The organism is Streptomyces sp. NPDC043854 (assembly GCF_056436005.1).
The window spans coordinates 99464-113648 of the sequence record NZ_JBWKDK010000026.1; the positions used below are offsets into that span (position 1 = coordinate 99464).

Sequence of the window (14185 nt, forward strand, 5' to 3'; positions counted from 1 at the left end):
CGATGCCTCAGGGCTGCTGCTCAAGGTGCTACATCTCCTCCGTGACGTAACGGCGAAGCCAGGTGCGGAACTCCGGGCCCAGGTCCTCACGCTCGCACGCGAGGCGGACGATGGCCCGCAGGTAGTCGCCGCGGTCCCCGGTGTCGTAGCGGCGGCCCCGGAAGACCACGCCGTGCACCGGGCCGCCCACGGTCTCGTCGGCGGCCAGCTTCTGCAGGCCGTCGGTGAGCTGGATCTCCCCGCCGCGGCCCGGCTCGGTCTCCCGCAGTATGTCGAAGATCGCGGGGTTGAGGACATAGCGTCCGATGACCGCGTAGTTGCTCGGCGCGTCCTCGGGGTCCGGCTTCTCGACGAGGCCGGTGATGCGGACGACGCCCTCGTCGTCGGTGGGCTCGACGGCGGCGCAGCCGTACAGGTGGACGTTGGCCGGGTCCACCTCCATCAGGGCGATGACGGTGCCGCCGGTCCGGGCGTGCACGTCCGCCATCTGGCGCAGCAGCGGGTCGCGCGGGTCGATGAGGTCGTCGCCGAGGAGGACGGCGAAGGGCTCGTTGCCGACGTGCGGCTCGGCACACAGGACGGCGTGGCCGAGGCCTCGCGGGTCGCCCTGGCGGACGTAGTGCATGGTGGCCAGGTCGCTGGATTCCTGGACCTTCTTGAGGCGGTCGTCGTCGCCCTTGGCCGCGAGCGCCGACTCCAGCTCGTAGTTGCGGTCGAAGTGGTCCTCCAGGGCCCGCTTGTTACGCCCTGTGATCATGAGGACGTCGTCCAGTCCGGCCGAGACGGCCTCCTCGACGACGTACTGGATGGCCGGCTTGTCCACGACCGGGAGCATTTCCTTGGGCGTCGCCTTGGTCGCCGGAAGGAAGCGGGTGCCGAGGCCCGCGGCAGGGATGACTGCCTTTTTGATCACGGGGTGCAACTGAGTCATGGGCAGAACCATAGTGGGTGATGTCCTGGCCCCTGATTGAGAACCGGTAAGTAGATCAACATTTGATCCTTTTTGAGAGGAAATACGAGTCACCAGTGGTAACGACCCCGCCGAACCCCGCCCGCCCGCCCTGGCCCTCCGAGAAGGCGCTGCTGCGCCGCGAACTGCTGGCCGCCCGCCGCGCCCTGTCCCCCGAATCCCTGCGCACCTCGGCCCGCGCGCTCTCCCGCTCCGCCCTGGCCCTGCCCGAGCTGGCCGGCGCCCGCACGGTCGCCGCGTACGTCTCGGTCGGCAGCGAACCGGGGACCCTCGACCTGCTGGACGCGCTGCGCGCCGCCGGGAAGCGGGTGCTGCTGCCGGTCCTGCTGCCCGACAACGACCTGGACTGGGCCGCGTACGGGGGCCCGGGCTCCCTCGCCGAGGCCGGCCACGCGGGGAAGATACCGCTGCTGGAGCCTTCCGGCCCGCGCCTCGGGCCGGATGCGGTCACCGGCGCCGACACCGTCCTGCTGCCCGGGCTGGCGGTCGACGGGCGCGGGATGCGCCTGGGGCGCGGCGGGGGCTCGTACGACCGGGTGCTCGCGCGCCTGGCGCGGGCCGGGGCGCATCCGGCGCTGGTCGTGCTCCTCTACGACGAAGAGGTGGTCGCGCGGGTCCCGGAGGAACCGCACGACCACCCCGTTCAGGCGGTGGCCACCCCCTCGGGGGTGACGCGTTTCACGGATTCAGGGTGAGCCGGTACACCGTCGCCTTGTCCACGGCCTCCTTGCCGAAGGGCCAGTCGAGCAGGTCGCCCTTGGCCCACAGCGTGGTCTGGTCCGTGTAGTTGTCGTGGTACGCGTGCCCGGAGGCGCCGGTGAGGTTGATCCAGCGGGACTTGTCCAGGTCGCTGAGGTTCACGACCATCCGCATGGACGGGACCCAGGTGACCCCGTAGCCGCCGGCCGCGTTCCAGCCGGTCGCGTTCACGGTGGCCTCGCCGCCGCCCAGGTTCCACGGGCCGCGGTTGAGCATGAACTGGAGGAAGCCCGGGCCCTCCTTGCCGATGGTCTGGTTCTTCAGCGTCAGCTGGTGCATGCGGCCCCAGCTCCAGGTGGACTGGTCCTTGCCGAGCTTGGCGGTCAGCTCCCAGCGGGCGTCGACCATGGCGCGCGCGAAGAGCTCGTCGCGGGTGGTGGTCGCCGGCTTGTTGCGGACGGCGGGCGACTGCCACCAGGCCGACTTCTCGTCCTTGACCAGGCGGCGGACCACCTCGAACCAGCGGTCGCCGCCGTCCGGCTGCGCCGAGTCGGCATCGCGCGCACCGCATTCGCGGACGGTCTTGGCCAGGTCGTCGGCCGGTCCGCTCGTCTCCTCGCGGACGTTCATGCAGCTGCCCTGGATGCGCAGCTCCTTCGGCAGCTTGTCGCCGAAGGCCAGCCGGAGGATGTTGCTCCAGACCGCGTTGAAATAGGCGGCAGCGGCCGAGTCCGGCTCCTGGGTGTAGTTCCAGCCGTCCAGCAGCTTCTGGGCGGCGCGGACGTCCGGGTCGCCCATCTCGATCTTGGCCAGGATCGGGGTCAGCAGTGCGGCGATCTCGCTGCTGTTGTCCATCTGCATGGCGCGCATGTCGTCGCTGGAGACCTTGCCGCTGTCCTTGATCTTCGCCTCGATGAGGTCGTTGATCCGCTGGCTGCGGGCGCCGTAGCCCCAGTCGCCGGTCAGCAGGTGCGGGTACTTGCCCGCGCCGGTGCCGTTCTCCACGACGGCCTGGTTCGCGGTGACGATGTAGCCGCGCGCCGGGTTGTAGTCGTACGGCATCTCGTCCTGCGGGATGTAGCCGGTGTTGCCGTCCTTGCCGCCCTTCCAGGCGTACTTGGGGTCCCAGCCCGGGGCGGGCGTGCGGCCGTCGCCGGCGCCGCGGAGCGGGATGCGGCCCGGGGCCTGGTAGCCGATGTTGCCCTTGACGTCGGCGTAGATCAGGTTCTGCGAGGGGACCTCGAAGTCGCGGGCGGCGTTGCGGAAGCCCGCGAAGTCCTTGGCCTTGTTGAGCTTGAAGACGGCGTCCATCGACTTGCCCGGGTCCAGGGCGGTCCAGCGCAGGGCCACGGCGTAGCCGTCGCCGCGGTCCGGGGCCGAGCTGGGCACGGGGGCGCGGCTGCCGACCGTGCCGAGCTCGTCGCTGCGGTCGGAGACCAGCGGGCCGTTGTTGGTGGAGCGGATGGTGATCTTCTTGGAGCTGCCGCCGGCGACCTTGATCTCCTCCACACGGGTCGTGAAGGGGACCACCTTGTTGTCGTAGACGTAGCCCTCGGGCCGGACCTGCTCCAGGTAGAGGTCGGTGACGTCGGCGCCGAGGTTGGTCATGCCCCAGGCGATGTCCGTGTTGTGGCCGATGACCACGCCGGGCATGCCGGAGAAGGTGTAGCCGGCGACGTCGTACTGGCACTGGGGCGAGACGGCGCGGCAGTGCAGGCCCATCTGGTACCAGACCGAGGGCAGCTGCGGGGAAAGGTGCGGGTCGTTCGCGAGCAGCGGCTTGCCGGTGGTCGTGTACTTGCCCGAGATGACCCAGGAGTTCGAGCCGATGCCGCTGCCGTTGGGGCCGAGGATGGCCGGGATCTGGTCCAGGGACTTGGCCAGGGAGGACAGCGAGGTGCGCAGGCCCACGGTCGCGCCCTGGGCGCCGGCGTTGCCCGCGAGGCCGGACTGCGGGGCGGTGGAGGCCTGGGAGGCGGTGGAGGCGCCTGCGGCGCCGGAGCCCGTGCCCGTGCCCGTGGCGCCGGAGCCCGAGCCGGATCCCGTGCCGGTGGCGCCGGAGCCGGAGGTGCCCTGCGGCGTGAACTTGCCGCCCTCGATCTTGCCGCCCTCGACGACCGGCTTGTTCCGGTCGAAGGGGTACGGCGGGTAGAGCTCGTCGATCTGCTGCTGCGTGAGCTTGTTCGCCATCAGCGCGCGGTCGATCTCGTCCTGCATGTTGCCGCGCAGGTCCCAGGCCATCGCCTTGAGCCAGGCCACCGAGTCCACCGGCGTCCACGGCTCGGGCCGGTAGCCGTCGCTGAGCCCCAGGGCGGCGTGCTCGACGGAGAGGTCCTTGCCGGACTTCCCCTTCATGTACGCGTTGACCCCGTCGGCGTAGGCCTGGAGGTACTTCTTGGTGTCCGGGGAGAGCTTCGAGTCGAACTCCGCCTGGGCGACCTGGCGCCAGCCGAGGGTGCGCAGGAACGCGTCGGTCTCTACCTGACCGGCGCCGAACATCTCCGAGAGCCGCCCGGAGGTCATGTGGCGGCGCACGTCCATCTCCCAGAAGCGGTCCTGGGCGTGGACGAAGCCCTGGGCGCGGAAGAGGTCGTCGTCGTTGTCGGCGTACAGCTGGGGAATGCCGTGGGCGTCGCGCTTGACCTCGACGGTCCCGGTCAGGCCGGGAACCTTCAGGGAGCCGGTGGTCTGCGGGAAGGAGGCCCGGACGGTGTCCAGGCCCCAGTACGTCCCGTACCCGAAGCCCGAGAGGAGCGCCAGGACCAGAACGAGCACGATCAGTCGGGCGCGTCGTCCCTTCTTCTTGACGGAAGGGGCGGTTTCTTTGGCGGGCATCGCTGTCCTTAGAGGGGCAGGGTGGTCCTGGCAGTGCTGGAAGCAACCATAGGCGCAGGACCGCATGCGTTGATCCGCCAGGGGTCGAGGTCCTCAGGACAAGGGCGAACCGGCGTTTCACAATGTGGCTATCACGTAAAGGAAGCGTCAAATCTTAGGTAAGCTAACGAACCATTCGTCGATCCGGTCGCCAGGGGGAACGATCCACCAGGCGTGTTGAGGAGGGCCGCCCACTGACCGTCCACACGCTCAACGAGCTTCTGCTGGTCTGCTCGCTCGTCCTGCTCATCGCCGTCGCGGCGGTGCGCATCTCCTCGCGCAGCGGGCTGCCCAGCCTGCTCATCTACCTCGGCATAGGCGTCGCGATAGGCCAGGACGGCATAGGCGTCGTCTTCGACAATGCCGAGCTGACGCAGGTCATCGGCTATGCGGCCCTCGTCGTGATCCTCGCCGAGGGTGGTCTGGGCACGAAGTGGAAGCAGATCAGGCCGGCGCTGCCGGCCGCGGTCGCCCTGTCGCTCGTCGGCGTGGCGATCAGCGTGGGCGTGACGGCCGCGGGCGCCCACTACCTGGTCGGGCTGGACTGGCGGCAGTCACTGCTGATCGGCGCGGTCGTCTCCTCGACCGACGCCGCGGCCGTCTTCTCGGTGCTGCGCAAGGTGCCGCTGCCCTCGCGGATCACGGGCGTGCTGGAGGCCGAGTCGGGCTTCAACGACGCCCCCGTCGTCATCCTCGTCGTCGCGCTCTCGACCGCCGGACCCATCGACGCCTGGTACGTCCTGATCGGCAAGATCGCACTGGAGCTCGCGATCGGCGCCGCGATCGGCCTGGCCGTGGGCTTCCTGGGGGCCTACGGGCTGCGGCACGTGGCCCTGCCCGCCTCGGGCCTCTACCCCATCGCCGTCATGGCCATCGCCGTCACCGCGTACGCGGCCGGCGCGATGGCGCACGGCTCCGGCTTCCTCGCGGTGTACCTCGCGGCCGTGGTGCTCGGGAACGCGAAGCTCCCGCACTGGCCGGCGACCCGCGGGTTCGCGGACGGGCTCGGCTGGATCGCCCAGATCGGCATGTTCGTCCTGCTGGGCCTGCTGGTCACCCCGCACGAGCTGGCCGGCGACTTCTGGCCCGCGGTGGTCATCGGACTGGTGCTGACCATGGTGGCGCGGCCGCTGTCGGTGTTCCTCAGCCTGGCGCCGTTCCGGATTCCGTGGCCGGAGAAGACCCTGATGTCGTGGGCGGGCCTGCGCGGCGCCGTCCCCATCATCCTGGCAACCATCCCGATGGTGACCGGGATCGAGGGCAGCGACCGCGTCTTCAACATCGTCTTCGTACTGGTCGTCGTCTACACGCTGGTGCAGGGGCCGACGCTGCCCTGGCTGGCGCGCAAGCTCAACCTCGGCAGCGCCGACGAGACGGCCGCCGACCTGGGGATCGAATCGGCCCCGCTGGAGAAACTGCGCGGGCACCTGCTGTCCTTCGCCATCCCCGAGGCCTCGCGGATGCACGGCGTCGAGGTGAGCGAGCTGCGGCTGCCGCCCGGGGCCTCGGTGACGCTGGTGGTCCGGGAGGGGAAGAGCTTCGTACCGCTGCCGTCGACCGTGCTGCGGCGCGGGGACGAGCTGCTGGTGGTGGCCACCGACCCGGTGCGGGACGCGGCGGAGGCGCGGCTGCGGGCGGTGGCCCGGGGCGGAAAGCTGGCCGGATGGCTGGGAACGGGGAACGGGACGCCGGGGCGCTGACCGGGACACGGACTCCCTGCCGGATGTCCGCGCCGGATTCCACCGCCGGAGGCCGTGAAACCCCTCGATCACGCGGGTCCCAACGGCCTCAGACATTAGAGCACCGCTCCAAATCGGCCGTTTTCCATGGAAACTGCGGGTTTTTACGCCGATTCAAGGTCTTATGGAGGGCGAGGAGTGCGAAGTTCCCGTTAATCGCAGGCAAGGGCATGGCTTGTCGGCGGAATCACAGGGCGTGATAGCACACCTGCCTGTACGATAAAGGCACACCACATCGAACCAACTCTGCCTGACGCAGAGCTGGCGCGACCGCAAAGCGGCCGTGGCACCCTCACCGCAGTGGGCGCCCAGGTATCACTCGGTTCTGCGCAAGAGGACAGCTCTCGGGGCTCCCGTGTACGGGTGCGGCCGCTCACCAGCGAAACACCTCCGCAAGCCGGGATCTCTACCAGGCAGCGGAAAGGCCAGGCCGTGACATCCGCGGTCACGACCGACACGTCCGCCCGGCCCGGATACGGCGCGCTCCTGCGCACCCCCGGCGCCCTGGGCTTCGTCCTCCCGGGATTCGCCGCCCGCCTCCCCTTCGGCATGCTGACCATCAGCATCCTGCTCCTGGTCCAGCACACCACCGGCTCCTACGGCAGCGCCGGCATCGTCTCCGCCGTCACCGGCATCTCGATGGCCCTGTCCGCGCCGGTCATGGGCAAGTTCACCGACCGCCGCGGCCAGGGCGCCGTCCTCGTCCCGGTCGTCCTCGCGCACGCCGCGGCCGTCGCCGCCCTGGTGGCGCTGGCCCTGCTGGACGCCCCGCTGTGGGCGCTCGCGCTCTCCGCCGTCCCGACCGGCGCCTCGGTGCCGCAGGTCGGCCCGATGGTCCGGGCCCGCTGGACCGCCCGGCTCGAGGGCTCGCCGCTGCTGCCGACCGCAGCCGCCTTCGAGTCCGTCACCGACGAGTTCACCTTCGTCGTCGGCCCGGTGCTCGCCACCGCGCTGTGCACCGGCGGCCACCCCGCCGCCGGCCTGGCCACCGAGGCCGCGCTGACCCTGGCCGGCGGCCTGCTCTTCGCCGCCCGGCGCGCCACCCAGCCGAAGGTCCACGCCGCCGCGGCGACCGGCGAGAAGCACGCCTCCGCCCTGTCCTACGCCGGCCTGCGCGTCCTGATCGCGGCCTTCCTCGGGATCGGCGCCGTCTTCGGCGGCATGCAGGTCTCGCTGGCCGCCTTCTCCAACGAGATCGGCAACCCGGGCGCGAACGGCATGCTGTACGGCGTGTTCGCGGCCGGCAACATGATCGCGGGCATCGCCTGCGGCGCCATCGCCTGGAAGATCGGCCCGCGCCGCCGGCTGCTGCTCGGCTACGCCGGCCTGACCGCCGCCGCGTCCGTCCTGTGGACCGCGCACTCGGCCGTCCTGCTGGGCGCCCTCGGCCTGCTCGTCGGCCTGTGCATCGCCCCCGCCTTGATCACCGGCTACACGATGGTGGAGTCGCTGGTCCCGGCCCACACCCGCACCGAGGCCTTCACCTGGCTGACCGGCGCCGTCGCCTTCGGCCAGGCCACGGCCGTCATCGCGGCCGGCCGCCTGACCGACGCGCACGGATCCTCGTACGGCTTCCTGGTGCCGATGGCGGGCACGGTCCTGGCGCTGGCCACGCTGCTGGCGCTGCGGTCGAAGCTGGCCCCCAAGGCCCCGAGCCGGATCATCAACTCGTCCGCCCAGGCCGACGAGCGTGGGATGGGTCACCGCGTGCCGGTGACGGTGGACTGATCCGCCGGAATACGTCACCATGGAGCATCGTTAGCACTCATCGAGTCAGAGTGCCAGGAGGAAATTCGTGCCGACCTACCAGTACCAGTGCACCGAGTGCGGTGAGGGCCTTGAGGCCGTGCAGAAGTTCACTGACGACGCACTGACCGAGTGCCCGAGCTGCCACGGACGCCTCAAGAAGGTGTTCTCCGCGGTCGGCATCGTCTTCAAGGGTTCCGGCTTCTACCGGAACGACAGCCGCGGCGCCTCGTCGAGCAGCACCCCTGCCTCGAAGCCGGCTTCGTCGTCGAGCAGCACCTCGACGGCCTCCTCCGCGCCTGCCGCGTCGTCCGCCCCGTCGGCGGGCTCCACCTCGGCCGCCTGACCGAACCGCGTCTTCGCGAGGCCCCGCCGCCCCTCAGGGCAGCGGGGCCTCGCGCATGCCCGGTTAGGGTGACGGCATGGCTAACGCAGAGATCGGTGTCATCGGCGGGTCGGGCTTCTACTCCTTCCTGGAGGACGTCTCCGAGGTCCGGGTGGACACCCCGTACGGGCCCCCGAGCGACTCCCTCTTCCTCGGCGAGCTGGCCGGGCGCCAGGTCGCCTTCCTGCCCCGCCACGGCCGGGGCCACAAGGTCCCGCCCCACAAGATCAACTACCGGGCCAACCTGTGGGCGCTGCGCTCGATGGGCGTGCGCCAGGTGCTCGGGCCCTGCGCGGTCGGCGGGCTGCGCGCCGAGTACGGTCCGGGGACGCTGCTCGTCCCCGACCAGCTGGTCGACCGTACGAAGTCCCGCGTCCAGACCTTCTTCGACGGCGAGCCGCTGCCGGACGGGACCGTTCCGAACGTGGTGCACACCACCTTCGCCGACCCGTACTGCCCGGTGGGCCGCGCGGTGGCGCTGGCCGCGGCCCGCGGCCGGGGCTGGGAGCCGGTCGGCGGCGGCACCATGGTCGTGGTCGAGGGCCCCCGCTTCTCCACCCGGGCCGAATCGCAGTGGCACGCGGCGATGGGCTGGTCGGTCGTCGGCATGACGGGCCACCCCGAGGCCGTCCTCGCCCGGGAGCTGGGACTCTGCTACACCTCGATGGCGCTGGTCACCGACCTGGACGCGGGCGCGGAAACCGGCGAGGGCGTCTCCCACACCGAGGTCCTGAAGGTGTTCGGGGAGAACGTCGGCCGCCTGCGCGAGGTCCTCTTCGACGCCGTGGCGGCCCTGCCGGCCACGGACTCCCGCGACTGCCTGTGCACGCACGCGCACGACGGCTGGGACCTGGGCATCGAGCTGCCTTAGGGCGGACCGGAAGTCCGCAGGACGACGCGGCCCCCCTCGCCCCGGCGCGAGGGGGGCCGCGCCACGTACGGGTGACGCGGTTGCCCACAGGCTGGGGACGGTCCACAGGCGCGAGCGGGGACGGGCGGAACGGCGGATCGTGGGGGTGGTCCAGACGCCCGTCCGGACACCGGAACCCACTCCTCAGCCCGGCGGTGCCGTCATGTCCAGGACCTCGCAGACCCCATCCCCTTCCTCCCCCGCTCCCGTTTCCGTTTCCGCTCCCTTTCCCGCTCCCCTCGCTCCCGCTTCCGTTCACGCCCTCCCTCCCGGTCCCCCTCCGCCCCCGTGCCCTCCGGCCCGTACGGTCCCGGCCTTTCCGCCGCTGCGGGTCGGCCGGGGCGGGGACCGGCTGCGGCGGGCGCTGCGGCGCAGGCGGCGGGCGGCCTCGGCCGCGCTGGCCGTCGCGGCGGCCGCGCTCGCGGTGGCGGGCGGGCCTCAGGCCCAGGCGTCCCGGGGCGCCGGGCCGCCTGCGAAGGAACCGCCACCGCCCCAGCCCGTACGGATGGTCTCGGCTCCGGTGCGGATCGCGGACGCGGCGACGGTCCGGCTGCTGCGGCCCGGCGACCGGGTGGACGTGGTCGCGGCGGAGCGGGCCGGCCCGCCGCGGGTGGTGGCCGAGGGGGCCCGGGTCGCCGGGGTGCCCGGTCCGGAGGAGGACGCCGGGGACGGCGGGGCGCTGGTGGTGCTGTCCGTCCCCCGGGACACGGCGCGGTCCCTGGTCGGGGCGGGCGCGGTGGCACGACTGGCGGTGACGCTGTGCTGATCCGGAATCGCCGGGCGCGTACCGGCGGGCCACCACGGGTCGGACCCGGACTGACGTGCCGGACCCCGACTGCCGTAGCTTTCGGAACCGTTGGCTCCATTCAAGACGGACTCGAGGAGAGGCTCAGCGGTGAGCGAGAAGAAGGAGAGCGTCCTGGCGGGCTTCAAGGCCTTCCTGATGCGCGGCAACGTGGTCGACCTGGCTGTCGCGGTGGTCATCGGCGCCGCGTTCACGAACATCGTGAACTCGGTCGTGAAGGGGATCATCAGCCCGATCGTCGGTGCCGTCGGCACCAAGAGCCTGGAGGGCTACAGCTCCTGTCTGAAGGGCCCCTGCGGCGTCGACGCGAAGGGGGAGCCCATCGGCGTCAACATCCTCTGGGGCTCGGTGCTGAACGCCGCGCTGACCTTCCTGATCACGGCCGCGGTCGTGTACTTCCTGATGGTGCTGCCGATGGCGAAGTACCTGGCCAAGGTGGAGGACCGCCGCAAGGCCAGAGAGGGCGCCAAGGAGACCATCGAGGTCACCGAGCTGGTGGTCCTCAAGGAGATCCGGGACGAGCTGGTCGCACAGCGCGGCCGGGCGTCCGGCTACGGCTACGGCTACGGCGGCCCCGGGGCGGCCCCGGGCTCCCAGCACCGGCAGTACTAGCAGCACTAGCAGTCCCGGCGGGACCGGCGGCGCCCGCCGTACGGGCGGGGCCACTGCCGTCGGCCGGTCAGAGGTGGTGGGGCGGCTTCTCGTCGAGGAAGCGGGCCAGGTCGGCGGTGCTCCCGGCGGCCGGAGCCCGCTCGCCCCACCCGTGGTCGGTGTCGTCCCGGGACTGCCGGTCCAGCGGGTCGTCGAAGACGAGCCGCGGCCGGGGCTTCCGCGGGGCCGCGGACCCGGTCCGGGAGTCGGCCGGGGGCTCGGACCCGGCCGGGGGCGCGGGCTCGGGGTGCGCGGACTGCGGGTCGGAAGCGGGGACGGTGCTCATGCCCCCCAGGGTACGGCCGCCCGGACCCGCGGCCCCGGCCTCGGCCCAGCCCGTTCGGGGCGGGGGCCCTGCGGAGACCCGCGGTGAGCGGCCGTGCGGGTCGAGCGCCCAGGAGCCGAAGAAGCAGGAGCCGGCTCCCGAGCACGATGGCGGCGACGAGCAGGAGCGGGACGGCCGTGCCGGCGAGGGCGGCCCGTGCGATGACGGACCGTCCCGCCGACGGGAGGGCCGCGCCCGCTGCGGGGGAAGGCGCGGGCGGGACCGGCGCGGCACCGCGTACGTCTGAGGGCTCGGACACAGCACCACGCTAGGCCTTTCATCCGGTTGCGGCCCGCTTTGAGGGGGTCTCCGCGGGGCCGTCCGGGTGACGGCGGCCGCCTCGGACCGTCGCCGGCCCCTGCACGTTCGCGGGCACGGCCCTCCGGCTGGCGGTCCGGCCCCGCGGCCGCGCGCCTCGCCTGCCGGCCGGCCCCGGGCTGCTGTGCTGGGCGGTATGGCGTACGTACCGATGACGGCCCGCGACCGGGACGAGGGGCACCGGGCCGCCACCGCGCTGGAGCTGTTCTTCGACCTGTGCTTCGTCGTGGCGGTGGCGCAGGCCGGCCGCCAACTGGTCCACGCGCTCGCCGAGGACCACGTCGGCGCCGGGGTGAGCGGCTACTTCTACGTGTTCTTCGGGGTGTGGTGGGCGTGGATGAACTTCACGTGGTTCGCCTCCGCCTACGACGTCGACGACGTGCCGTACCGGGTCGCGACGCTCGTGCAGATCGCCGGCGTACTGGTCTACTCGGCCGGGATCCCGCGGGCCTTCAACAACAGCGACTGGACCGTCGCCGTCATCGGCTATGTGGTGATGCGCCTCGCGCTCACCGTGCAGTGGCTGCGCGCGGCGGCCGGGGAGAGCGGCCCGGCCCGCCGCTGCGCGCTCATGTACGCGGTCGGGCTGGTGGTCTGCCAGGCGGGCTGGGTGGCGCTGCTCGCGGCGCCGGAGGCCGGCCAGAGGTGGCTGTTCCTCGTCCTCGTCGCGGCGGAGCTGCTGGTGCCGGTCATCGCGGAGCGCGACCACCAGACCCCGTGGCACCCGCACCACATCGCAGAGCGCTACGGCCTGTTCACCATCATCGTGCTCGGCGAGACCATCGCCGCCAGCACCGTCGCCGTGCAGTCGGCGATCGACGAGCACAAGGCGCTGGACGTACTGCTGCCGATCGCGGGCGGCGGCCTGCTGCTGGTGTTCTCGGCCTGGTGGATCTACTTCGCCTCCCCCGCCCACGACCTGCTGCGCAGCAACCGCGAGGCCATTCCCTGGGGCTACGGGCACTTCGTGATCTTCGCTTCGGCCGCTGCGATCGGCGCCGGCATCGAGGTGGCGATCGAGTACTCCGTCGGCAAGGCCCACATCTCCCGGTTGGCGGCCAACCTCACGGTGGTGGTGCCGATGGCGGTGTACCTCGCCTTCGTCTGGCTGCTGCACTCCCGCCACTTCAAGCACGGCACGGCCCAGCAGCTGCTGCTGCCGGTGTCGGCGGCGGCGATCCTCGCCTGTGCCTGGACGGGCACGTACGCCGTGCTGTGGGCCGGGCTGGTGGCCGCGGCCACGGTCGCAGCGGGCGTGACCTTGGCGGAGCGGGAGCGTTCTGGTGCGTGAGGAGCGCGGGCGGCAGCGGCCGCGGCCAACGCGCCGGCAACAGGAAGAAGAAACGATGAAAGTCCCGGTACAGCGGTACGGGCAGGCCGACCCGGCGGTGGCGGAATACGGGGAGCTCGCCGACCCGGCGTTCTGGCAGCAGCCGCCCGCGGCGCGGCTCGCGGCGTTCGCCCGACTGCGGGCGCTGGACTCCCCGGTCCTCGTGCCCGAGGGCAGGGGGCGGGGCCACTGGGCCCTCGTCCGGTACGCGGACGTGCAGGAAGCGAGCCGGCTGCCGAAGGTGTTCGCGAGCGCGCCGGGGGTGACCACGCCCGAGCCGGCGCGGTGGGTGCGGGCCCTCTTCGGGGACTCGATGGTCAACCTGGACGGCGACGACCACGCCCAGCTGCGCAAGATCGTGCAGCGGGCGTTCACGCCGCGGCTGCTGGCGGCGGCCGAGGCGGACATCCACGCGGTGGCCGCCCGGATCGTGGACGACGTCCTGGCGGACCGGCCCGACGAGTTCGTCTCGGCCGTGGCCTCCCGGCTGCCCCTGGAGGTCATCTGCAACATGATGGGCATTCCGGAGCGCCACCGGCCGGAGATCGCCGACCGCGTCAACCACGCCTCGGAGAACATCGGCGTCGAACGGGGCCTGGCGGCACGGCTGCGGATGCCCGGGCGCGGCCTGCGGGCGCTGGCCCGGATGCAGCGGATGGTCGCGGGCATCGGCCGGGAGCGCCGCAAGAACCCCTCCGACGACCTGATCTCGGCGCTGGTGTGCGCGAACGTGGACGGGCAGGCGCTGGGGGCGCGCCAGTTGGGGGCGTTCTTCTCGCTGCTGATGGTCGCGGGCGTGGAGACCACCCGCAACGCGATCACGCACGGCCTGTCCCTGCTGACCGACCATCCGGACCAGCGGGACCTGCTGCTGGGGGACTTCGAGAAGCATGCGGACGGGGCGGTGGACGAGATGATCCGGCACTCGACGCCGATCATCCAGTTCCGCCGGACGGTGGTGGCCGAGCACACCCTGGGCGGGCACCTGTTCCGGCCCGGCGACAAGGTCGTGCTGTACTACGCCTCCGCCAATCGCGACGAGGCGGTGTTCCCCGACCCCGATGCCTTCGACATCACCCGCTCCCCCAACCCGCACCTGGGCTTCGGCGGCGGCGGTCCGCACTTCTGCCTGGGCGCGCACCTGGCCCGGGTGGAGATGAAGGCCCTGTTCCGCGAGTTGCTGACCCGGCCGGTCGGGCTGCGCGCGGTGGGGCTGCCGGACCTGGCGGGGTCGAACTTCGACAACCGCGTCCGCTCGCTCAAGTTCGCGTTCGAGCAGCCGGGGTAGCGCTCCGGCCGGCGCGGGGCGCGGATCCGGCCGGCGCGGGGCGGGCGCGCGGCGGGCGCGCGGCGGGCGCGCGGCGGGCGCGCGGCGGGCGCGCGGCGGGCGCGCGGCGGGCGCGCGGCGGGCGCGCGGCGGGCGCGCGGCGGGC

At 72.3% G+C, this 14185-nt stretch carries 12 protein-coding genes; 9 read left to right on the plus strand and 3 right to left on the minus strand.

Features of this window, described 5'->3' with window-relative positions:
- Nucleotides 1-28 precede the first annotated feature (28 nt).
- Nucleotides 29-931, minus strand: coding sequence for a UTP--glucose-1-phosphate uridylyltransferase GalU (galU, locus tag AC068A_RS23395; protein WP_478587782.1), 903 nt, complete (start codon nucleotides 929-931; stop codon nucleotides 29-31).
- A gap of 95 nt (nucleotides 932-1026) precedes the next feature.
- Here galU and AC068A_RS23400 point away from each other — a divergent pair, with 95 nt between their 5' ends.
- Nucleotides 1027-1665, plus strand: a complete 639-nt coding sequence (locus AC068A_RS23400) for a 5-formyltetrahydrofolate cyclo-ligase (protein WP_478587784.1) — start codon at nucleotides 1027-1029, stop codon at nucleotides 1663-1665.
- Here AC068A_RS23400 and AC068A_RS23405 read toward each other — a convergent pair.
- Complete coding sequence (locus AC068A_RS23405) at nucleotides 1649-4504, minus strand: penicillin acylase family protein (protein WP_478587786.1); 2856 nt, start codon at nucleotides 4502-4504, stop codon at nucleotides 1649-1651. The genes AC068A_RS23400 and AC068A_RS23405 overlap by 17 nt on opposite strands.
- Before the next feature lie 260 nt (nucleotides 4505-4764).
- On the opposite strand from AC068A_RS23405, the gene AC068A_RS23410 reads away from it, so the two are divergent.
- The 6 genes from AC068A_RS23410 (at nucleotide 4765) to mscL (ending at nucleotide 10740) form a co-directional block, all read left to right on the plus strand.
- On the plus strand, nucleotides 4765-6243 hold the full coding sequence (locus AC068A_RS23410; protein WP_478587816.1) for a potassium/proton antiporter: 1479 nt from the start codon (nucleotides 4765-4767) through the stop codon (nucleotides 6241-6243).
- A gap of 471 nt (nucleotides 6244-6714) precedes the next feature.
- Entirely contained in the window at nucleotides 6715-8010 is a 1296-nt protein-coding gene (locus AC068A_RS23415) for an MFS transporter (RefSeq protein ID WP_478587788.1), read from the plus strand.
- Between the two features lie 67 nt (nucleotides 8011-8077).
- Nucleotides 8078-8374: an FmdB family zinc ribbon protein gene (locus AC068A_RS23420; RefSeq protein ID WP_478587790.1), complete on the plus strand. Its 297-nt coding sequence runs from the start codon at nucleotides 8078-8080 to the stop codon at nucleotides 8372-8374.
- A gap of 76 nt (nucleotides 8375-8450) precedes the next feature.
- Nucleotides 8451-9284 carry an S-methyl-5'-thioadenosine phosphorylase gene (locus tag AC068A_RS23425; protein ID WP_478587792.1) on the plus strand — a complete coding sequence of 278 codons (834 nt, stop codon included), beginning with the start codon at nucleotides 8451-8453 and terminating at the stop codon, nucleotides 9282-9284.
- 544 nt (nucleotides 9285-9828) lie between these two features.
- Nucleotides 9829-10089, plus strand: coding sequence for a hypothetical protein (locus tag AC068A_RS23430; protein WP_478587794.1), 261 nt, complete (start codon nucleotides 9829-9831; stop codon nucleotides 10087-10089).
- Between the two features lie 129 nt (nucleotides 10090-10218).
- Nucleotides 10219-10740: a large conductance mechanosensitive channel protein MscL gene (gene mscL / locus AC068A_RS23435; RefSeq protein WP_478587796.1), complete on the plus strand. Its 522-nt coding sequence runs from the start codon at nucleotides 10219-10221 to the stop codon at nucleotides 10738-10740.
- A gap of 67 nt (nucleotides 10741-10807) precedes the next feature.
- On the opposite strand, the gene AC068A_RS23440 is transcribed toward mscL, so the two are convergent.
- Nucleotides 10808-11065, minus strand: coding sequence for a hypothetical protein (locus AC068A_RS23440; RefSeq protein WP_478587798.1), 258 nt, complete (start codon nucleotides 11063-11065; stop codon nucleotides 10808-10810).
- 493 nt (nucleotides 11066-11558) lie between these two features.
- Here AC068A_RS23440 and AC068A_RS23445 point away from each other — a divergent pair, with 493 nt between their 5' ends.
- Both AC068A_RS23445 and AC068A_RS23450 read left to right on the plus strand, forming a co-directional pair.
- Entirely contained in the window at nucleotides 11559-12713 is a 1155-nt protein-coding gene (locus AC068A_RS23445; protein ID WP_478587799.1) for a low temperature requirement protein A, read from the plus strand.
- 55 nt (nucleotides 12714-12768) lie between these two features.
- On the plus strand, nucleotides 12769-14040 hold the full coding sequence (locus AC068A_RS23450) for a cytochrome P450 (protein ID WP_478587801.1): 1272 nt from the start codon (nucleotides 12769-12771) through the stop codon (nucleotides 14038-14040).
- Nucleotides 14041-14185: the final 145 nt, after the last annotated feature.